The following is a 21,512-nucleotide window of genomic DNA, read 5'->3' as shown; positions in this document are numbered from 1 at the left end:
GCTCCTTAAGCGCTTTGGCTCAGTGCGCTGACCGCCAGCGCTTTAGTGAAGCGTAGTCGGCCATCGAACGGCGGCTGGCTGTACTCTTCCGGGTCCCGGCTGAGATCAAACTGCGCCTTATACCCCTGACTCAGATAGAGCCGTACCGCTTCCGGCTGACGAAAACCGGTTGTCAGGTAGATATGACTGTAGCCCGCAAGCTGTGCCCGACGCTCCAGTTCCTGCACGACTTTCGCCGCCAGCCCCTGCTGGCGCAGGCGACGATGAGTCCAGATCCGTTTGATTTCAGCCGTATGGTGGTCTTTCGGCTTATACGCGCCGGTCGCGATAATTTCTCCCTCCCGCTCCAGTACAATAAACAGCCCCTGCGGCGCCAGATACCATTCGGTTAGCTCGATTTCCGCATGACGGGAGAAATAGTCGCCGTAGCGTGATGCATACTCGGCAAACAGGCCCTCAATAATCGGCTGCAGTTCCGGCGCTTCCGGAGACACATCGCGGAAAATATCTGTCATACCGCCTCCCGTTAGTCGCCAAGACCGGCAGGGTTAATTTCCGAGTGCGGAATGCTTTCCACGCTTTCCCCCCAGCGATGCAGTACTTTCGCGTAGTCTCCGTTCTGGATCACACCATTCAGTGCGGTTTGCACCGGCTTAACCAGACCGTTGCCTTTTTTCAACACCACACCGATATGCGCCGCTTTAGGCCAGCCGCCATCAACGCTGCCGACCAGTTTGGTTTTCCCTGTCAGCGCTGCTTTCCACGCGCCAATCACATTGGGGCCAAAATAGGCGTCGGCCCGCCCGGACTGCAACGCCAGGGTTTGCGCAGCGTCATCTTTGGTATAAACCGGCGTAAAAGGCTTCAGTCCTTTCTTAATATTTTCGCTATTCCACGCCAGCAGGATTGCTTCCTGATTAGTGCCAGAGCCGACGATGATCCGCAGCCCGGCGATATCCTCCGCTTTATCTATTTTGTTCAACGGGCTGTTGCTCTTAACGTAAAAGCCCAGTGAATCTTTGCGGTAAGTGGCAAAATCAAATTTCTCCTTGCGCGCTTTAGTGACGGTAATATTGCTGATCGCTGCATCATATTTACCGGACGCCACGCCGAGCGGCCAGTCTTCCCACGAGGTGGGAACGACATTTAACTTCAGCCCAAGGCTGTCGGCCACCAGGCGGGCGATATCCACCTCGCTGCCAAGCAGGGTTTTGTTATCGTCTGAAAAGACGGTCAGAGGCGGCGAATTAAGCGCAGCCACCGCGACGGTCAACTCACCCGGCACTGCGAGATGCAATCCTTTCGGCAATTGAGCAATAGCCTGTGGGTTTTTCGCCGTATGAATCGGTGTTTTGTTGGCTTCCAGACTCACGCTGGTGCCGTTGATATCGACGCTCTGGGCCCATGATGAGGCGCTAGCGACCAGCGCAAATGCCAGTAACAATGATTTTTTCTGCATAGCGAGTGTTCTCTGTTATTGTTTTTCGAATTGATTGACGGGCTCAGCCAGCCCCAAACTGTCGCGTAACGTAGTGCCGGGATACGCCTCGCGGAATAATCCTCGCTGCTGAAGAATCGGCACCACCTGATCCACAAATCGCGGGAAAGTATCCGGTGTCCCGCCCTGGATAATGAATCCGTCCGCCGCGCGCTGTTCAAACCATAGCTGTAAACCGTCAGCGACCTCTTCGGCAGTACCGGCAAAGCGCGGGCGAGGGCTGGCGGCTTCCAGCGCCGCCTGGCGCAGCGTGAGCCCACGCTCGCGCGCATGGCGTTTAATCTCGTCGGTGGTGCTGCGGAAGCTGTTTTGTCCAAGATCGCCAATATCCGGGAAAGCTTCATCCAGCGGGTATTGGGAAAAATCATGATGCTCAAAATAACGGCCAAGATAATTCAGCGCGTCGTCAATTGACACCAGTGCGGCGGTTGTCTGATATTGCTGCTCCACATCCTCGGCGCTATCGCCAACGATTACGCTGACGCCCTGGAAAATATGCAGTTCATTTTCCCGACGACCATGTGCTGCAAGCTGGCTTTTGACATCACGATAAAAATCCTGCGCTTCCGCCAGCGATGCCTGATGCGTAAAAATAGCGTCGGCGTGACTGGCTGCCAGTTTTTTACCATCGCTGGAAGCGCCAGCCTGAAAAATAATGGGCCGTCCTTGCGGTGTGCGGGCAATATTTAGCGGACCCGCGACTTTAAAGAAATCGCCATGATGATTAAGCGTGTGTAGTTTATTTTTATCAAAAAACTGCCCGCTCTCTTTATTACGCACAAAAGCATCCTGCTCCCATGAATCCCATAGCCCTTTCACCACCTGCAAATATTCATCGGCGATCCGATAGCGCAACGCATGATCGGGATGCTGTGTGCGGGAAAAGTTTTTCGCCGAACCTTCCAGCGGCGATGTTACCACGTTCCAGCCAGCGCGACCGGCGCTCAGATGGTCGAGGCTGGCAAACTGTCGGGCGGTTGTAAAGGGTTCGCTGTAAGAGGTCGACAGGGTGCCGACCAGCCCTAAATGCGAGGTTACAGACGCCAGCGCGGATAATACGGTTAATGGTTCGAAGCGATTAAGGAAATGCGGAATTGATTTCTCATTAATATATAGACCGTCGGCAACAAAAATAAAATCAAACTTCCCCTCTTCCGCTTTTATCGCCGTCTGTTTAACAAAATCAAAATTAATGCTGGCATCCACCAGCGCGGCTGGATGACGCCAGGCTGACATATTTCCCGATGCGCCATGCAATATGGTGCCAAGACGCAGTTGCCGTTGTTCAGACATACTTATTCCTGCCTTTATTTAAAATTATAATTGTTGAAGCGCCTGTTCCGCCAGTTCAGCGAAATAATGCGCAGCGGGTGCAATTAAACGCTCATCCGGGTTAAATGCCGGATGGTGGAGACCAAATTCGCTGGCGCTACCGATACTGACGAACGCCCCGGGAATGTGCTGGAGATAAACGGCGAAATCTTCGCCGCCGAGATGTAAATCCGCCTGACGCGTGCGGTAATCGGACTTATCCGCCACTTCTCTGGCGAAAGTCGCCCAACGTTCGTCATTAACCAGCGCCGTCGGGCCGGCATACCAAAACACGTTGATCTGCGCCCCGAAGGCGCTGGCGAATCCTGCGGCAATTTCGCTGACCCGCGCCTTAACTCGTTGCTGTACTTCGCTATTGTGGGTACGTAGCGTCCCTTCCAGCTCAACGCTTTCTGGCAGTACGTTCCAGGTATTTCCCCCCTGGAACCGCGTTACGCTAAGCACCACCGAATCAAGCGTGTTCACTTCGCGGCTGGCGACGCTTTGCAGCAGCGTCACCAGTTGGCTTGCCAGCAGAATGGCATCTTTACCCTCATGTGGACGCGCGGCATGCGAGCCTTTGCCCGTCACTTTGAAAATAAAGCGATCGACGTTCGCGTAAAAAGGACCGCCGCGGGTGGCAAATTCGCCCACCGCCAGCTCCGGTTCATTATGCATGCCAAAAATAGCGGCAACATCCTCCAGCACCCCGGCACGAATCAGGATTTTCGCACCGCCAAAATTCTCTTCAGCAGGTTGAAATAAAATACGTACTCGTCCTGCAAGCTGTGATTCGCGCTGCTTTAGCAGCAAGGCGGCACCAAGAATCACGCTGGTATGAATATCATGCCCACAGGCGTGCATTACCCCGGTATTTTGCGAGCGGAACGGCACGCTGGTCGCCTCTTCAATAGGTAGTGCGTCAATATCGGCACGCAGGGCAATCACTTTATCGCCGGAGCCGACTTCCGCGACCACGCCGGTTTTCAGGTCGTACGGCAACAGGGTCAGCCCCCCGCTCTGTAGCCAGTCGCGAATACGCGCGGTGGTATCAACTTCCTGCAACGAGAGTTCCGGGTACTGGTGCAGTTCGCGCCGCCAGCGAATTAACTGTTCAGCAAAGCTCATTGCCGCACCTCCGTATTGAGGTGCGCCTGGGCCAGAAGACGTAAGGAATTCAGACGCGCGGTGCCTTCGGTAATGGGCGTGTCGATAATAAACTCGTCAATACGCAAGGCAGACTGTAATGCATCCAACTGCGCCTTAACCTCCTCAGCTGTACCGAACAGTACGGCCGATTTGCGACGGGCTATCCGTGTTGGCTTGCTGCCAGCCTGACGAGCAAACGCTGCGGCCTGGGCCTCGCTACCGACGGTAACACGCTGTCCATTTTCCAGTTCAACGCCCCACAGCTCCACGGCTTTCGCCAGCTCCGTCGCCGTAGCGGCATCTTCCGCCACGACCACCTGAACGGCAATAATCGCTGCGCGGTGGCTAAGCTCGCGCCAGCGAGTCAGCACCTGGTTCAGCAGTTTTTTATCGCCGTTGAGATGGGCTGCGAAGACAAAGTTCCAGTCAAGCTGCGCCGCCAGTTCTGCGCTCTCGATGCTGGATCCAAGAAGAAAACCTTCGGCGCGACACGGCGGGATCGGCGTTGCGCGCACGCTCTCATCGCTCTCGGCATAGGTTAGTGACAACCAGTTATCCAGTTGTGCCAGTTGGTCAGAGAACATGCCCTTTTCCTGCGGGTTGAGCCCCTGCTGTAGCGCGCGGGTGGAGAGCGGCAGGCCGCCTGGCGCTTTGCCGACGCCAAGATCGACACGGCCCGGAGCCAGAGTGGAGAGCATATTGAAGTTTTCCGCAACCTTGTACGGGCTGTAGTGTTGCAGCATTACTCCGCCGGAGCCGACGCGAATTTTGCGAGTCTGCCCGAGTATCCAGGCGATTGCCAGTTCCGGCGACGGACTCGCGAGCTGGTCGGTATTGTGATGTTCGGCAATCCAGAAACGGTGATATCCCCAGGCTTCCGCTTGTTGCGCGAGCGTTAATGTACGCGCCAGCGCCTGGGCAGCCGTCTCCCCGGCCGCTAGCGGACTTTTATCCAGTATACTGATTCGATAAGACATTTTGCAGGCTCATATCAATTAACATGCCTGCATTATGAGAAGCGCACGGAGTCTGTGAGAAACAATTTATTTACATGTGCTCTGCTAAAAATTAGATATGCGAAATCCGCAGCGGTATCAAAGACTCGGGAGACGAGGGCGTTGGGCCTGTTCCGCGCTCAGCTCAGGTGCTGCAGCTCGCGCACCAACGCCTCGGCCTGCTGTTGGTTGCGTAAACGCACAAAGCGGATATGTTGATACTGCGGATCGAACATATCCGCCTGATAGCGCTGGCGATTCTTACGCCAGGTTTTCAGCGTCCAGAGAATAATGGATTCGCGACTAAAGAAAGAACGACGGAACGTTTCGCGATTGCCGGTACCTGGCCACAGTTCTTGCTGGTGAAAAGCACGGGAAACCGCTCGCGATACCGCCTGGCGGAGGGTGCGCCAGAAACCGTAATCCACCCACACAACGAGATCCACATCGCGCCATTTTACCGGACGACTGCGGTTGTAGTTGCCGTCAAGGACCCAGCCAGGTCCGGCGGTAGCCGCGGCGAGTTTAGCGAAAAACAGATCATCTGGCGTGCCTTGCCACTGAGGTAACCAGTAGAGTACATCCATTTCGATATAGGGTAATGACAGTTCCTGAGCCAGCCGACGCGCGAGAGTAGATTTGCCGACGCCGCTGGTCCCTACTACATTGATTTTCATCGTTGTCTCTCGGGCAAATGCGGGCCGAGCATCATAGCGTAATTACCACAAAACGATGAGCAAAATTTTTCCGGCGTCCTCCCGGCGCGCCTTCTGCGCTGAGCGATCCGATCTCCTTGATCTATAAGCAAGTGCTGTCTCGTCATGTTTTACGTGCGTCTGTTTTGCGATGCGTGTAGGATTCTCCGCCATGCTGGCTTATCTCATTCATCAGAATGATGAGAAAGCCGGCATCACAACCTACTTCATCGACACTGACAGGAAAATAGCGACACCAATGAAGACAAAACATTCTGGCGTGGCGGAGCAGCACGCCGCGAAACGCCACTGGCTAAACGCGCAGGATTCCGGCTATCACAAGGCGATGGGCAACCGTCAGGTACAGATGATCGCCATCGGCGGCGCTATCGGTACCGGCCTGTTTCTCGGCGCGGGCGCACGCTTACAGATGGCAGGTCCCGCCCTGGCGCTGGTCTATCTGGTTTGCGGTATCTTTTCGTTTTTTATTTTACGTGCATTGGGCGAACTGGTTCTTCATCGCCCTTCCAGCGGTAGCTTCGTCTCCTACGCCCGTGAGTTTCTCGGTGAGAAAGCGGCCTACGTCGCGGGCTGGATGTACTTTATTAACTGGGCGATGACCGGGATTGTCGATATCACCGCCGTCGCATTGTATATGCACTATTGGGGCGCATTCGGCGATGTTCCCCAGTGGGTTTTCGCCCTCGGCGCGCTGGCGATTGTCGGCACCATGAATATGATTGGCGTCAAATGGTTCGCCGAGATGGAGTTCTGGTTTGCGCTGGTGAAAGTGCTGGCGATTGTTATCTTTCTGGTGGTGGGGACTGTCTTTCTCGGCAGCGGTAAGCCGCTGGACGGCAATGCCACCGGTTTTCACCTGATCACCGATAACGGCGGCCTCTTTCCGCACGGCCTGCTGCCAGCGCTGGTGCTGGTACAGGGTGTGGTCTTCGCCTTCGCTTCCATTGAGCTGGTGGGCACCGCCGCAGGCGAGTGTAAAGATCCGCAGACCATGGTGCCGCGCGCCATTAATAGCGTGATCTGGCGTATCGGTCTGTTCTACGTTGGTTCGGTACTGCTGCTGGTGCTGCTCCTGCCGTGGAACGCCTACCAGGCCGGACAGAGTCCGTTTGTCACCTTCTTCTCAAAGCTCGGCGTACCCTATGTTGGCAGCATCATGAATATCGTGGTGTTAACCGCCGCCCTCTCCAGCCTTAACTCCGGCCTCTATTCCACCGGGCGTATCCTGCGATCCATGTCGATGGGGGGATCCGCACCGAAGTTTATGTCGAAAATGAGCCGTCATCACGTCCCCTATGCCGGCATTCTGGCGACGCTGGCGGTCTATGTGGTCGGGGTGTTCCTCAACTATCTGGTGCCTTCACAGGTATTTGAAATTGTCCTTAACGTCGCCTCGTTGGGCATTATCGCGTCGTGGGGATTTATTGTGATTTGCCAGATGCGTCTGCGTCAGGCCATAAAGGAAGGAAAAGCGGCGGATGTCAGCTTCAGGATGCCAGGGGCGCCTTTTACTTCCTGGCTGACTCTGTTGTTTTTACTTAGCGTACTGGTGCTGATGGCGTTCGATTACCCGAATGGCACTTATACTATTGGCTCAATTCCGCTGATTGCCGTATTGCTGGTGGTCGGGTGGTTTGGCGTGCGTAAACGCGTGCATGCTATTCACAGCACCGCGCCAGGTATTGAAAAGCAGTAATCAATCACGTTTACGGTTTGCCCCGGTGGGCAAACCGCTACTTCAGGACTTAATTATCTTCCACCAGTTGCGCAACGTCGCTGCTGTTAATCTGGCGTTTATTGCCTGATTCATCGGTATAGCTGGTCATGCCGGTATCTTTATCCAGCTTTGGTTTGCCTTGCGTTACAATCGTCTGCCCGCTTTTCGTCGTCATCACATAGTTTGAGCTACAGCCAGCCAGAAGAGCCAGCAGCGTGCCAGCGCAGACAACCATTAATGATTTTTTCATCTTTTCTCCAGAATGAATATCCCTTTCCCGCGAAGGCAGGAAAGTCTTAAGTGTATAACCATTATATTTACCCGGCTAATAAGTGTTTGTAACAGAAGGTGATTCAGGAAAAAAGCAAGGATGACCTCTTCGCGCAGCATAGTCGCAAGTGCTGTTTGCAGCAGTCACCCGGCGGCGCTTCGCTGACGGGAAATGATGGATTTTACAGGCCGGATAAGGCAAAACCGTCATCCGGCAAAAATGCGAGTACAACTCACAGGAGGGAATTTTCCCTCCTGTCCAGATCACAGTGCAATGCGGATAACATCATCCGGTTGGGTGGCTTCTTTCTGGCGCGTTGATTCCTGCTTCACGCTGACGTACAACGTTTTACCATCAGGTGAGAGCGTCAGGCTGTTCGGATGCGTCGGGGTTTTGAAGGTTTTAACCACTTTGTAAGTCTTACCATCAATCACGCTCACTTCACCGGCTTTGCGATGGGTCACGTAGGCCTCATTGCGGGCCGGGTTAAACAGCACCGCCAGCGATTCTGGCGCGGCGATTTTCTCCAGCACGTTACCATTGCGCGTATCGACCACCAGCACGTCAGGCTGCTTACTGTCGGTGATAAAGGCACGATGCCCGGCAGTATCCAGGCTCAGGTTCAGGTAGAAGTGCTCTTTCCCATCATCCAGCAGCTTCTTACGCGACAGGATCTTGTTGGTTGTGCTGTCGATTGTCACCAGTTCGCCATCGGCGTTCGTGGTGTAGATACGGTTCGCCTCCGGGTCCACCGCCAGGCCTGTCGCCATCGCGCCGGTATTGGCGATGGTATCTTTTAGCGTCAGCTTATCGCCATCAACCACCCAGATCACGCTCTCTTTGCCCAGACCGGTGATATAGATCGTGTTCGTTTTCTCATTAACCGCCAGTTCACGTGGAGCCAGAGGACGCACGGTTTCGCTACGCCCGCGCGGATCCAGCACCAGACGCCCTTTCACTTTGCCGGTTTTGGCATCGATAGCTGTTACCGTGCTGTCAAGGGTATTGCCAAACCACAGCGTCTGGGTGGCGTTGTTGATGGTCGCGCCAAACGGTTTAAGATCGTTATGAATAATTTGCGTCACGTCGAGCGTCGTTGGATCGAGACGATAAACAATTCCGCCTTTATCCAACGAACGGCTTTGCGAAGTGGCGACCCACAACGCGTTCTCCTGCTGGCTATAGGCCATTTCGTATGCCCCCTTGCCGACGGCCTTACGCAGCATTTCTTCCGCCGCATGGGCGCTGAAGCTTCCTGCCAGCAGTAACGAAGTTAACAAGAGTGAACGGCGCAGACGTGGCGCGGACAGATGACGTAATGACATGAGAACTCCCTTTGATAAAACAAATATATGCCTGGTCGATGGTGCTTCCGTGGCGCAAAATCATTGCCTTGCGCTACTCTTCGGAATGCGAATAGTAATCATTATTTATCTTAATGTGGAGCGTTAATTCTGTTTTATGCCCGGGATATCACCAACCCCTCGTCATTCGTTAACTTAAATGCCGCTAGTTCTTTTCAAAATATTTACAAACAAGTTAACATATAGCGTTATGTTCCGTTTGGTTCGTTTGCGAGTCACTTTAATGAAAATCCTTTCCGTGCGCGCCACCGCGCTGCCCTCTCTGCTTTTACCGTTTTTTGCCACGCAGCCAACGGCCAGCGCCGCTGAACAAACCCTGCTGGTCACCGCCACGCCGTCCACGGTTTCTGAACTCGATACCCCCGCCGCCGTTAGCGTGGTTAATGGCGATGAAATGCGCCAGGCCGCACCACGGGTAAACCTTTCTGAGTCGCTGGGCGCGGTTCCGGGGTTACAGATACAAAACCGACAAAACTATGCCCAGGATCTGCAGCTTTCTGTTCGCGGTTTTGGTTCCCGTTCGACCTACGGCGTACGCGGGCTGCGTATTTACGTCGATGGCATTCCGGCTACCATGCCTGATGGTCAGGGACAGACGTCAAATATTGATATTGCCAGTCTCGATTCAATTGAAATCCTGCGCGGGCCTTTTTCAGCATTATATGGCAACTCTTCCGGCGGAGTGATTAATGCCACCAGCCAGACCGGCAGTCAGCCGCCAACCATTGAGGCCAGCAGCTATTATGGCAGCTTCGGCACCTGGCATTACGGTCTGAAAGCGACCGGGGCGGTCGGCGATGGAAGCCATGCGGGGGATGTCGACTATGTCGTTTCCACCAACCGTTTCACCACCCACGGTTCCCGCGACCATAGCGGTGCGCGTAAAAATCTCGCGAACGCCAAACTGGGCGTGCGGATTGATGATGCCAGCAAACTGACGCTGCTGTTTAACAGCGTGGATATCAAAGCTAATGACGCAGGCGGCCTGAGCTATGACGAATGGCAGAACAATCCGCGCCAGTCTCCTCGTGGCGATCAGTACAACACCCGTAAAACCATCAAGCAGACCCAGGCAGGCCTGCGCTACGCGCGCCAGTTGAGCGAGCAGGATGACCTGAGCGTAATGATGTACGCCGGAGAGCGCGAAACCACGCAGTATCAGTCCATTCCCCGCGATCCACAGCTCAATGCCAGCCACGCTGGCGGCGTGATTGAACTGACGCGACACTATCAGGGAATTGATACCCGCTGGACCCACCGGGGCGAACTGCTGGTACCGGTCACCTTTACCACCGGCCTTGATTACGAAACCATGACTGAGCGGCGTAAAGGTTTCGAAAACTTCGTGATCAGCAACGGTGCAGTGCAGTACGGAGAAAAAGGCAATTTGCGCCGTAACGAACGTAACCTGATGTGGAATCTCGATCCTTACCTGCAAACCCGATGGCAGCTTAGCGAAAAACTTTCGCTGGATGCGGGCGTTCGTTACAGCTCGGTATGGTTCGATTCCAATGATGACTATATTACCTCCGGCAATGGCGATGACAGCGGCGACGCCAGTTATCATAAGTGGCTGCCAGCGGGATCGCTGAAATATGCCGTCACCGACGCGTGGAATCTGTATGTGTCCGCTGGTCGCGGCTTTGAAACCCCAACGATTAACGAACTTTCTTACCGTTCCGGCAACCAAAGCGGGCTTAATTTTGCCCTGAAACCGTCGACCAATAAAACCGTGGAAATTGGCAGCAAGACGCGTATCGGCAATGGTTTGTTAACGGCGGCGCTATTCCAGACCGATACCGATAATGAGATTGTTGTCGACGCCAGCAGCGGCGGGCGCACCAGCTACAAGAACGCGGGTAAGACCCGTCGACAAGGTATGGAACTGGGGCTGGATCAGCAGTTCGGCGACAGTTGGCGTTTAAAAGCGGCCTGGACCTGGCTGGATGCGACCTATCGCACAAATGTCTGCAACGATGCCAATTGCAAAGGCAATCGTATTCCGGGGATCGCCCGTAATATGGGCTATGCCTCCTTCGGCTATCAGCCCGAGCACGGCTGGTACGCGGGCAGCGATATTCGCTATTTGAGCGATATGATGGCCAATGACAAAAATACCGCGAAAGCGCCTTCATGGACGGTGGTCGGCCTGACGACCGGCTATAAATGGCACTACAGCAAGCTGGATATCGACCTGTTTGGCCGCGTCGATAACCTGTTCGACCGCCGCTATGCGGGCTCGGTTATCGTTAATGAATCCAACGGCCGCTACTTTGAACCAGCGCCGGGACGTAACTACGGTATCGGTTTGGATCTTGCATGGCGATTTGAGTAAGACGCCTTTAGCGCAGCCCTATTCCAGGGCTGCGCGCTTCATGCTTAATCCACTCTCCATCACGCTTCGCAACTCCGCCTATCGTCCACTTTCTTTCAAGGCGTGATCCTTGTCACAAAACAATGCCAATAAGGAACCACCATGACACTCCCCGTTATTATTGATTGCGATCCCGGTCATAATGACGCGATTGCCCTCGCGTCGCCTGAACTTGATGTGAAAGCCGTCACGTCATCTGCCGGAAACCAGACGCCGGACAAAACATTGCGCAATGTGCTGCGGATGCTGACTCTGCTTAAACGTCCGGATATTCCGGTTGCTGGTGGCGCGCTCAAGCCGTTGATGCGGGAATTGATTATCGCTGATAATGTGCATGGCGAAAGCGGGCTTGATGGCCCGGCGCTGCCGGAGCCAGGCTTTGCCCCACACGCCTGTACCGCCGTAGAGTTAATGGCCAAAACCCTGCGTGAAAGCATTGAGCCGGTAACTATCGTCGCCACCGGGCCGCAAACCAACGTCGCCCTCTTGCTCAACAGCTACCCTAACCTGCATGCCAAAATCGCCCGCATTGTGATTATGGGCGGCGCGATGGCGCTGGGTAACTGGCAACCTGCGGTCGAATTTAATATCTATGTCGACCCGGAAGCCGCCGAGATCGTTTTCCAGTCAGGAATTCCGGTGGTGATGGCCGGACTGGATGTGACCCACAAAGCGCAAATTCACGTTGATAGCCGTCAATACGGCGCTTACTTAACGCTTACACAATACCGATGAGTGCTGAATGATTAATTGGTAAAACAACAAAACCGCGTCAGTTCAGCATGCCATTTTGTGGTTAAGTTTTGTCCATTTTGGGGTTTTAAATCCTATCAATCAAGCGTCTGGCTCGCCGGACTATCTGTTTCTCACATTCTGTTGAACTGCATGAAAAACTCATCGGTTCCTTCATTGAGAAATACATGTTCTACTAATTGGAGGCATTACCCGCTGATGTTTCAATTCAGTAAAATATCCGTCAGCCAGAGACAGAACCCTGTCTGCAGAGGCAATGGTTCCGGGACGATGGGCAATCAGTAGGACAGGTAGTTCCAGTTCGCGCAGCGTCTGGCTTATCTGGATTTCACTCTCAACATCAAGGTGGCTGGTTGCTTCATCTAGTAACAAAAAACCCGGTTTTTTGTACAACGCTCTTGCCAGCAAAATACGTTGCTTTTGCCCTCCGGAAAGCCCACCACCGGTTTCACCGATTAATGTCTGATATCCCATCGGCATTGCCATGATGTCGATGTCAATGAGCGCCAGACGGGCACAATGGACCATTCTTTCCTGATTGCGGTCTTCACTGAAGAAAATGATGTTATCTGCAATAGATCCCCTGAAAAGGTGATCATCCTGCAGTACGGTACCAATCCGCTGGCGTACCTGAAAATAATCGGGGTTTGTTTGCGGTATGCCAAATGTTCTGACCGTTCCTTCATCAGGGACATGAATTCCAAGAATAAGTTTCACCAGCGTCGATTTTCCGCATCCTGATTTACCGGTAATGGCGACCACTTCACCTGGATGGAGTGTTAGCGACACCCCACGGAGTAACGGTTTATTCCCTCCCTTGTGACTGAAGGTAATGTGATCAAGGGATAAAGGGGGGTGGGCATCATCTGTCACATATCCCCGTAATGGGGACGGGAAGACAGAAGTATAATTGTCTTCCTGAGGTGGTTGTCGCTGATGGTCTTCTGTCGGAGTCAGCACAATATCAGCTAGGCGTTCGTTGTAGACATCAAGCATCCGCCAGGAAAAAAACTTATCGGTCAGGCTGCTGATACTGGATGAAAAACGCATCTGATAGGACAAATAAGCAACCAACATGCCGACAGTAAACGTACCATTCAATACTTCCCCGGCACCTTTCCATAAAATTACCGCCGATACTATGCTACCGGTCAGGGTATGCGCAATGTCATACCACATCAGCAGACGGCTCTGCCGCAGCTGTGTATTTCTGCGAACGACGTTAAGATTCAGCCAGGCGGCCTCACGATGCGCTGTCACACCATTAATTCTCAGGCTCAGAATACCATTGAGGGTTTCAAGAAAATACCCGGACTCCCTGGCTCCTGCGTCCCAGGCATCTTCTGCTGACTGTCGAAGGGACGGATACCATAGAGCTCTCAGCAAACCGTAGAGAATCGCGGCCAGTGCGGCTATCAACGTCATTTCCGGACTGTATAGCAGCATCATGCAGAGCGCAGTTATCACGAGCAATACATCCAAAATACCTTCCAGTACCTGCGTGGTCAGCGCCTGCTGGATGGTGTTCACTGCATCAAAACGGGCATTGATACTCCCCTTACTGCGCGCATCAAACCAGGCGAGTGGAAGACGCACCAGATGATGGAAAACCCGGGCTGTCCACTGCATGTTGAAATTGACGGACAGGGTAATACTGGCCCACTGAAGTGCCAGTGAGAGAAGCATCTGTGTCAGAGACAGCAGTAGCAACGCAATAATAATGACGGTCAACAGACTCCTGTCGGCAGCCACCAGTACTTCGTCAATTACTAACTGGTTGAGAAGCGGACTTGCGAGTGCCAGGATTTCCAGCGCCAGAGCAAAAACGATAATTCGTACCATTGATGGCAACAGGCCCGAAGTCTTACCTGACAGTTGGCGCAAATGGATTTTTTTTCTTTCATCACGTGCGGTAAAATCGCTGGCTGGTGTCAGTTCCAGCGCGACGCCGGTGAAATGTTTTCCTGCATCCTGTAGAAATAGAGCTACCTTTCCCTTGTCCGGATCATGAATGACCAGCCTGCTCCCACGAACTTTATAGAGCACAACGAAATGGTTCATGTTCCAGTGGAGAATACAGGGGAGAGAAAGGGACTTCAGGTCCTCCGGCTCCAGCCTTACGGCGCGGGAAGACAACCGGATACCGGCCGCACACTCAATCAGTCTTTGCAGGGTCATTCCCTGAGTGCTAATACTGAAACGTTCACGGAGTGTGGGTAGATCCGTCTGCAGACCATGCCAGCTGGCCACCATTGCCAGACATGCCAGACCACATTCCGCTGATTCTGTCTGACGGATGAGGGGAAGCTGTTTTCTCGCTGCCCATTTAAGTGTATTCATTACAGTTTTCCTTTCAGACTCCAGAGCGGTTCTGTCAGCCACTCCCACAAATGGCGGGTATCCAGACTGACATCACCCTCAAGGGCCATGCCGGGGCGCAGGGGTTCTTTTTTTCCATAAGCCAGAATAAAGGTATTCTCAGGTTCGACGATGACGCGATAGTGCCCTTCGTTCTCTTTCCAGGTTACGGGGGATACAGAGAGTAAATCTGAAGGAGTCAACGTTGTACGGCTTATCTCACGGATAGTCCCGTACTGAACGCCAAACTTTTGATAAGGGAAGGCGGCGAACCGAAGTGCTACACGCTGCCCCGGCTGGATGAACCCTGCATTCTGACTGGTGGCATAGAGCTCTATCTGCAGGCTGGCGTCATCCGGCACTACTGTCATCACTGGCTCCGACGCTCTGACGGATTGTCCCTGCCTGACCAGCACCGCCGCAACGGTACCGGATACCGGTGCCGTCAACGTAAAGTTCTCCTGTCCGGCCACTTCGTCCTGCTGTTGCCTGATCCCCTGTAACTGCCTGTCTATCTCAGCCTTACGGCTTTCTCCCTGAACGATAAGATGGTTAAGGTCATCTTCAGCAGCCGCCATTGCAGTACGTAGTTGCAGAAGCCCCTGGCGCTGATCCTCAATGTTTTGCTGTGCCGCAGAAACTTCAATTTGCTTCTGCTGATATTCGATATCTGATACGTAATGTGTACCAGAAAGTTTTTTATAACGCCCCATAATGGACACAGCCAGCACAGCCTGGTGCCCGGCAAGCGCCAGACGCTGCTCTGCACTTTTAACCTGTTGTTTCAGGGACGCTATTCGCTGATGCATGGCTTGCTGCTGTTGACTGTTGTCATGCAATTCCAGAGCCTGCTGAGAAGTCAGCATAGTATACTGAGTTCTCAGGGACATACTCATGGCAGCCAGCATACCTGTGCCCTGTCCGTTATAATGTTCGCCGCTGACATGGTAAACGGGTTCACCAGCGACGACATGATGGCCTTCTGAAACAGTCTGTCGGGTGACATATCCGGCGTATTTCGGTGTTATTTTCACCAGTCCTGATGAAGGCATAACGATACCGGTAAGATGAGCCTTGCGGGTATAACTTCCATACCAAATAAATAATGCAGCGCCCAGAGCCAGAAATATCGTAGCAATGGCGCACACAGACATTCCAAATGATACAGGTAAGATAATCTTTCCGTATTCGGCATCACTGTGATGCTTTAATGCTTCCTCCCTGAATATACTCATAATTATAATATATTTTGAATGTTTAACAAAATAACAAATAAGTTCATGCCTGAGTGTACAAGCATAGGATAAAAAAGTGATCTACTTTTTATTCTAACTAAAAATAATAGCATCGATATAATAAAAAGGATCATCTGATCTAATAAGTTATAATACTGCCCATGCATTAGACAAAAAAACACAGACGTTACCACACAAGGAATGAACAGATTCTTTCTGTAGATTGAACATATAACCCCGAAAGCACAACCTCTGTACACAATTTCTTCATAGTAAGGTACTACCAGTGTCATTACTAAAAATGTCATCCAGTTTATCTGCGTCGGTTCGTAATTATACAAATAGTCTCTATAGCAGTAAACAGCAAACTGTATAACAATGATTATAAGAAGCGAAGCGACTGAGTATTTAACTGAAACTAAGCTCGCCTGTATTTCTATACTGGATTCAAAAAGTTTTCTTAGATAAAACAAATAAACAAAAGTTGAAATCAAAATTTCTGTAACAAACACAATGTAAAAAGCAGTATCCAGTTCAACATAATGTAGCGTCACGGCTGGCGATAGCGTCACAATCGTAGATATAGCAACTACTATAAAAAAAATAATAGTATTGTGTTTGCTATATATAAATTGGCTCATACGATCATTCATTACCAGGCATCACTTTATGATTTTCCTCATTTTCGCTAAAACTATATCTGTAAATCTAGCGGTGGAAAATAAGGTGATCAATGTAATTACTATTTTTGAAAAGCTCTCAGGAAATGAAAACCAGGATAGGTTGATTATGGAGGAACCACTTAACAGCGCAAAACCCAGTAATAAACTTAATATAAAAGACAATATTTTAAAAACCACCATAGTATCCTCCATTGATACTTACTTATCGACTACAGGTACCACCGACGTTACTTCCTGAGCAATTACTGGAACCAGCTTTACTTCCGTTTCCGTTACCATTTCCCCCGCCGGAAAGACACTGACCGGTAATGGCTCCACCAATAGTTCCCCTGGCCATTCCAACAACACCACCTTTAATTGCGCCTCCGATCATCCCACCAAAGACAGCATCAGCGCATTTGACTGTACTCGGATCACTGTAAATATAAGTGGGTCCGTTGTATGGACGAGCCTGAATAAGAGAATTGCGAGCATTTCTTGCGTCCCGCTTGTCACGATTAACTTCCGATCCATGCCCTTCACCACCACTGACTATGGCTATTTCATCAAAACTCAACTCTCTGATATTTGTCATAAAAAACCTTAATATAAAGTGTTCTTTTAATATCACACAACCAAAATGTATGCATAAAGTGAATTTATGTAAGAAATTGTAAATTACATTCGATTCCGTTTTTTGGTAGAGCTGCAAGTCAAAAGTCTGTAGCGTTTGTGGCTTCAAAGCCACCGAACAGTGGGTGTCGCAGCAGAGTCAGGGATCTGACGCTCAACGGAAATAAAACTCACGCTAGGCGAGAAAAGTCGTCTGAAAAATCGATTAATGGACAGCGGTGTCCGTTAAGTGCCATTTACCGATTAAAAAGACACCGTTTTAGGCGCATTTTTCACTGTCCACAATGTTTTGATTTATCGGATTAAATAGGTTTAACGTGTGAAATCGTTCCATTGAGCGTCAAACCCCTAAGAATGCCGAGCAGCGCGCAGGCATTCCAGGAATGCGCCAAAGGCGCATAGAGGGGTCAGTTTGGATATCGAAAATTATTGTACGTTAAGGTTGTTTTTTGACCTTTCTACTTTAGCGGGCCTCAGCCGACGAAACTTACCGGAAGCCGGTATCCGAGATATAATCGCCTGTCAGATTGATGTGTTCCCAGCCTAACGGCGACAAATGCGACAGCAGTTGTTCGCTGATCTTTAGTCCCTTACGCTTCAGGGCTTCGATCGCCCTTTCCATATATACCCGTGATCATTGAAGATGCTTGATTTTTCAGTAACAGGAGAGCATGCTGTCCCCCATGAAAATCTTCATCACCGACCAACAAAAAAATGACCTTGAACGTCTTCATGACTCCAGTCGTGACGGGCGGGTCAGAGATCGTATTAAAGCCATTCTTCTGGCTTCCGAAGGTTGGAGTTCCGCTATGATCGCTCAGGCTTTGCGCCTGCATCAGACAACCGTTGACCACCATATCAGCGAGTTTCTGAACAAAGGGAAACTGAAACCCGAAAATGGCGGTTCAGACAGTAAACTTAATGCCGAGCAAACGAGCTTTTTAATCAGCCAGTTGACCGATAATCTGTTTCACCATACCCATGAAGTTATCGAGTTTGTTGCCCGGACATGGAATATCGTTTTCAGCGTTCCGGGAATGAACAAGTGGCTGCATCGTAACGGCTTTACTTACAAAAAACCGTCAGGCGTCCCGCATAAATTCAGTGAAGAGAAACAAAAGCAATTCATTGAATATTATGAAGAACTCAAAGCCACCGCGGGTGATGAACCGGTTCTTTTTATTGATGCAGTCCATCCGACTCAGGCCACTAAAATCAGTTATGGCTGGATACGCAAAGGCCAGAGAAAAGCGGTAAAAACAACAGGCAGTCGTACACGGCTGAATATTATGGGGGCGCTGAATCTGAAGGCTCCGGGACACCCGATAATCTGCGAATATAAAACGATTAATGAATACAACGTATCTCGTTTTTTCAATGAGATACGTAAAATTTATCCGGATTATCACCAGAAAGTTCATGTTATTCTGGATGGTGCGGGTTATCACCGTTCACTTTTAGTGAAAGACTGGGCGGAAGTGGTAAATATAAAACTCCACTATCTCCCGCCGTACAGTCCAGACCTGAATCCGATAGAACGAATGTGGAAATTAATGAACGAACATGCCCGGAATAATCGCTACTTCGGTAGTAGCAGGGAGTTCAGGGATACAATATCTGAATTTTTCGATCATACGCTACCGGGAATAGCGGGTTCTCTGACGTCCAGAATTAACGATCACTTTCAGGTACTCAAACCCGCGTCTTGAAGTTTATTGGGTATACACAGTATTCCACAGCGAGATCGCAGCCGTCAGAAGCGTCAGACCACTGGCGCGATAGCTCTGATTTTCCGGCTTCCTGTCCCTGATTTCTCCCAGGCGGTGCATAAATACCGCCCGCGCCAGTGCGTTACGTGCCTCACCTTTATTCAGCCCCGCCTGTACCCGCCGACGCAGTGCAGGATCGCGGAACCAGTCGAGCATAAACAGCGTTCGCTCAATGCGGCCAATTTCTCTCAGTACTTTGGCAAGTCCGTTTTGCTTGGGGTAGCTGGCTAGCTTTTTCAGCATCAGAGATGCTGTCACGGTTCCCTGCTTTATCGAGGTCGCCAGACGCAGCACTTCACGCCAGTGAATTTCGATCTCTTTCAGATTCAGGCTGGTCGTTGATATAAGTGACTGAAGCGCCGGGTACTGGCCCGCTTTCCCTTTGATAAACAGCTTCTTGTCGTGGAGATCCCTGATTCGCGGACAGAACGCAAACCCCTGCAGATGCATCAGGGCAAAGACATGATCGGTGAAACCCGCGGTATCGGTGTAATGCTCCCTGATTTCCAGGTCACTTTCGCGGTACAGCAAGCCATCAGCACATGGGTTGAATCCCTGACTCGACTGATTATACAGGTGTAAAACGGGCTGTATTGATCCGATATATGGGTATAAAACTGTCGTCCGGGCTCCTGCCCATATTTCGGGTTAACCTGCCCTCCGTAGCGGCCTGAGCTGCCTGTTCTGAAATTCTGTCCATCTGATGATGACGTTGTCCCGTCTCCCCAGAATGCCGCCAGTGGTCTTTTCCCTTGTGCGTTTACCAGCTCTGCGAGGGCGGCTGACACGCAGGGAATGACGGTAGTCGATTTTTATAACCTGACCGGCAGGAAGCCGAAGACCACAGTAATGCTGAATGTTGACCGCCAGGCGTTTGTTGACCTGCTGGCCGAACGGCTGAAGTTTTATGCATAATCTGTTGTTATTTCGCGATTATCCGGCGCACCGGCGGCCTGCGCCGCCGGGAAATGCGTTAATCATCAGGAGAAACGCGGATCACCACCTTACCGAAATTCTCGCCTCTCAGCAGACCAATCAGGGTTTGCGGCGCGTTCTCAAGCCCTTCGACCACCTGCTCGCGGTATTTGATTTTCCCTTCCTGCACCCAGCGCCCCATTTCCTGCTGGAATTCCTGAATGCGGTGGCCGTAGTCCTGGCCAATAATAAACCCTTGCATACGAATGCGTTTTTTCAGGATCGTCGCCATCAGCAACGGCAGACGATCCGGCCCATCGGGCAGCGCGGTGGCATTGTAGCCGCTGATCAGACCACACACCGGTACCCGGGCCGAGGTATTTAACAGCGGTAGCACTTCGTCGAACACTTTACCGCCGACGTTTTCATAATAAATATCGATCCCCTGCGGGCAGGCTTCGAGCAATTTAACCGCAAAATCAGGCGCACGATGGTCGATACATACGTCAAAACCAAGGGTTTCTACTGCATAGCGACACTTCTCACTTCCACCGGCAATTCCCACTGTGCGGCAACCTTTCAGCTTCGCGATCTGCCCGACGGTGGCGCCAACCGGGCCGGTGGCGGCTGCGACCACCAGCGTTTCGCCCGCCTTCGGCTGACCAATATCCAGCAATCCCATATAAGCGGTAAAACCAGGCATTCCAAGAATACCCAGCGCCCAGGAAGGATGTTCAGGGTTCTTGCCTAACTTCACCAGCCCGCTGCCATCGGAGAGTTGATAATCCTGCCAGCCGCTATAGGCCAGAACCCAGTCACCGGGGTGAAAATCAGCGTGATTTGATTCCACCACGCGACTCACGGTGCCGCCCACCATCACCTCGCCAATCGCCACCGGCGGCGAGTAGGACGGCGCGTCGCTCATTCGGCCACGCATATAGGGGTCTAATGATAAAAACACGCTACGCAGCAGCAGTTGTCCGGGCCCCGGAGAAGCGACGTCTCCCTCTTCCAGATGGAAGTTGTCTCTGGTTGGTTCGCCATGCGGACGAGAGGCCAGCAGCCAGCGGCGATGGCGTTGTGGATTGAAAGCCATAACAAACTCCTTTTTTGACATGCCTGTACTGAGGCTAGCCTCTTTTCGGGCATAGCGCATTGACATTATGAGGCAGATTGGTTCAGGCGAACCACCAGGTAGGTGCAGGGCTGCGTGGATTCATTAATAAAGCGACAATCAGCAGGCGGGCCCAACTCCAGACAATCTCCCGCCAGCATCTCGTGGCGGGTGTTGCCTTCGATAAAGACCAGTTCACCCTGCTGTAACCAGATTAGCTGCCGGGCCTGCGCATAAGAGGCCGCGGGCATCGGAATATCGCTGCCGGGCGGTAGCGCCACCTGCACCAGATCAATCGGCAAATCGCTGCGCGGCGAAACGTGACGGCGCAGATAGTGGCTCTGGGGATCGTGCCACACTGGTTGGTTAGCAAAACGCAGGAGTTTGCCTTCAGGCATCTCTGCCCTGGCAATTAGCGTCGACATGCTCATGCCGAAAGCGCCGGAAAGTCGCCCAAGCATCGACGCAGTGGGGCTGCTTTCGCCGCGTTCGATCTTGTGGATCATCGCCCGCGAAGCCCCCGCTCGCTCCGCCAGCTCGCTCAGCGACCAGCCCCGGGACTCCCGCTCGATTCGGATTCGTGCGCTGATGCGCTGGTTAAGGTTATCTTCTAAGATAGTCATATTGTGACAATATAGTGTATGAAATTATCGGCAACAAGCCGATAGCGACAGGCAT

Annotated in this window: 15 protein-coding genes and 6 pseudogenes; 6 read left to right on the top strand and 15 right to left on the bottom strand. The window is 52.0% G+C overall.

The window, feature by feature from the left end; all coding sequences use genetic code 11:
- Window positions 1-5: 5 nt before the first annotated feature.
- The 5 genes and pseudogenes from ABK821_RS14300 to ABK821_RS14280 all read right to left on the bottom strand — a co-directional run bounded on the left by ABK821_RS14300 (window position 6) and on the right by ABK821_RS14280 (window position 5,630).
- Window positions 6-515, bottom strand: coding sequence for a GNAT family N-acetyltransferase (locus ABK821_RS14300; RefSeq protein WP_138362257.1), 510 nt, complete (start codon window positions 513-515; stop codon window positions 6-8).
- A gap of 11 nt (window positions 516-526) precedes the next feature.
- Window positions 527-2,791: pseudogene (locus ABK821_RS14295) on the bottom strand (NtaA/DmoA family FMN-dependent monooxygenase).
- 24 nt (window positions 2,792-2,815) lie between these two features.
- A complete protein-coding gene (locus ABK821_RS14290; RefSeq protein WP_142501922.1) occupies window positions 2,816-3,937 on the bottom strand; it encodes an amidohydrolase in 1,122 nt (373 codons plus the stop codon).
- Complete coding sequence (locus ABK821_RS14285; RefSeq protein WP_343178395.1) at window positions 3,934-4,935, bottom strand: LLM class flavin-dependent oxidoreductase; 1,002 nt, start codon at window positions 4,933-4,935, stop codon at window positions 3,934-3,936. Before ABK821_RS14285 ends, ABK821_RS14290 begins: the two co-directional genes overlap by 4 nt.
- A gap of 158 nt (window positions 4,936-5,093) precedes the next feature.
- A complete protein-coding gene (locus ABK821_RS14280) occupies window positions 5,094-5,630 on the bottom strand; it encodes an AAA family ATPase (protein ID WP_138362252.1) in 537 nt (178 codons plus the stop codon).
- Between the two features lie 277 nt (window positions 5,631-5,907).
- On the opposite strand from ABK821_RS14280, the gene ansP reads away from it, so the two are divergent.
- On the top strand, window positions 5,908-7,365 hold the full coding sequence (gene ansP, locus ABK821_RS14275; RefSeq protein ID WP_343178396.1) for an L-asparagine permease: 1,458 nt from the start codon (window positions 5,908-5,910) through the stop codon (window positions 7,363-7,365).
- A gap of 49 nt (window positions 7,366-7,414) precedes the next feature.
- Here the strand turns inward: ansP and ABK821_RS14270 are convergent, their stop codons facing one another.
- Together ABK821_RS14270 and ABK821_RS14265 are read right to left on the bottom strand one after the other, a co-directional pair.
- Window positions 7,415-7,636 carry a YgdI/YgdR family lipoprotein gene (locus ABK821_RS14270; RefSeq protein WP_138362250.1) on the bottom strand — a complete coding sequence of 74 codons (222 nt, stop codon included), beginning with the start codon at window positions 7,634-7,636 and terminating at the stop codon, window positions 7,415-7,417.
- A 284-nt stretch (window positions 7,637-7,920) separates the two neighbouring features.
- Window positions 7,921-8,982, bottom strand: coding sequence for a YncE family protein (locus ABK821_RS14265; protein ID WP_343178397.1), 1,062 nt, complete (start codon window positions 8,980-8,982; stop codon window positions 7,921-7,923).
- 262 nt (window positions 8,983-9,244) lie between these two features.
- On the opposite strand from ABK821_RS14265, the gene pqqU reads away from it, so the two are divergent.
- The 3 genes and pseudogenes from pqqU to ABK821_RS14250 all read left to right on the top strand — a co-directional run.
- Entirely contained in the window at window positions 9,245-11,356 is a 2,112-nt protein-coding gene (gene pqqU, locus ABK821_RS14260) for a TonB-dependent receptor PqqU (protein WP_171034914.1), read from the top strand.
- Between the two features lie 141 nt (window positions 11,357-11,497).
- Window positions 11,498-12,094 (top strand): annotated as a pseudogene (locus ABK821_RS14255) (nucleoside hydrolase); the annotation flags it as partial.
- Between the two features lie 134 nt (window positions 12,095-12,228).
- A pseudogene (locus ABK821_RS14250) lies at window positions 12,229-12,327 on the top strand (IS1 family transposase); the annotation flags it as partial.
- Here the strand turns inward: ABK821_RS14250 and ABK821_RS14245 are convergent.
- The 5 genes and pseudogenes from ABK821_RS14245 to ABK821_RS14225 form a co-directional block, all read right to left on the bottom strand.
- The gene (locus ABK821_RS14245; protein WP_138362248.1) at window positions 12,302-14,488 is read right to left on the bottom strand and encodes a peptidase domain-containing ABC transporter; all 2,187 of its coding nucleotides are present in this window, start codon (window positions 14,486-14,488) and stop codon (window positions 12,302-12,304) included. The pseudogene ABK821_RS14250 and the gene ABK821_RS14245 sit on opposite strands and share 26 nt — an antisense overlap.
- Window positions 14,488-15,741: an HlyD family secretion protein gene (locus ABK821_RS14240; RefSeq protein ID WP_138362247.1), complete on the bottom strand. Its 1,254-nt coding sequence runs from the start codon at window positions 15,739-15,741 to the stop codon at window positions 14,488-14,490. Before ABK821_RS14240 ends, ABK821_RS14245 begins: the two co-directional genes overlap by 1 nt.
- A 2-nt stretch (window positions 15,742-15,743) precedes the next feature.
- Complete coding sequence (locus tag ABK821_RS14235; protein WP_260607866.1) at window positions 15,744-16,049, bottom strand: CPBP family intramembrane glutamic endopeptidase; 306 nt, start codon at window positions 16,047-16,049, stop codon at window positions 15,744-15,746.
- Between the two features lie 577 nt (window positions 16,050-16,626).
- The gene (locus ABK821_RS14230) at window positions 16,627-17,145 is read right to left on the bottom strand and encodes a hypothetical protein (protein WP_260607822.1); all 519 of its coding nucleotides are present in this window, start codon (window positions 17,143-17,145) and stop codon (window positions 16,627-16,629) included.
- Between the two features lie 327 nt (window positions 17,146-17,472).
- A pseudogene (locus tag ABK821_RS14225) lies at window positions 17,473-17,664 on the bottom strand (Tn3 family transposase); the annotation flags it as partial.
- 55 nt (window positions 17,665-17,719) lie between these two features.
- On the opposite strand from ABK821_RS14225, the gene ABK821_RS14220 reads away from it, so the two are divergent.
- Window positions 17,720-18,745: an IS630 family transposase gene (locus tag ABK821_RS14220; protein WP_171034923.1), complete on the top strand. Its 1,026-nt coding sequence runs from the start codon at window positions 17,720-17,722 to the stop codon at window positions 18,743-18,745.
- Between the two features lie 6 nt (window positions 18,746-18,751).
- Here ABK821_RS14220 and ABK821_RS14215 read toward each other — a convergent pair.
- Window positions 18,752-19,590, bottom strand: a pseudogene (locus ABK821_RS14215) (Tn3 family transposase); the annotation flags it as partial.
- Between the two features lies 1 nt (window position 19,591).
- Here ABK821_RS14215 and rihA point away from each other — a divergent pair.
- A pseudogene (rihA, locus tag ABK821_RS14210) lies at window positions 19,592-19,720 on the top strand (pyrimidine-specific ribonucleoside hydrolase RihA); the annotation flags it as partial.
- A gap of 58 nt (window positions 19,721-19,778) precedes the next feature.
- On the opposite strand, the gene ABK821_RS14205 reads toward rihA, so the two are convergent.
- Together ABK821_RS14205 and ABK821_RS14200 are read right to left on the bottom strand one after the other, a co-directional pair.
- Complete coding sequence (locus ABK821_RS14205; protein ID WP_138362244.1) at window positions 19,779-20,816, bottom strand: NADP-dependent oxidoreductase; 1,038 nt, start codon at window positions 20,814-20,816, stop codon at window positions 19,779-19,781.
- 65 nt (window positions 20,817-20,881) lie between these two features.
- On the bottom strand, window positions 20,882-21,457 hold the full coding sequence (locus ABK821_RS14200; protein WP_138362243.1) for an XRE family transcriptional regulator: 576 nt from the start codon (window positions 21,455-21,457) through the stop codon (window positions 20,882-20,884).
- Between the last annotated feature and the right edge of the window lie 55 nt (window positions 21,458-21,512).

The sequence above is a fragment of the Klebsiella sp. KE9456 genome (assembly GCF_043832615.1).
GTDB classification, from domain to species: domain Bacteria; phylum Pseudomonadota; class Gammaproteobacteria; order Enterobacterales; family Enterobacteriaceae; genus Klebsiella; species Klebsiella indica.
Note: the sequence above shows the minus strand (reverse complement) of the source record. Positions and strands in the feature narration are given on the sequence as shown.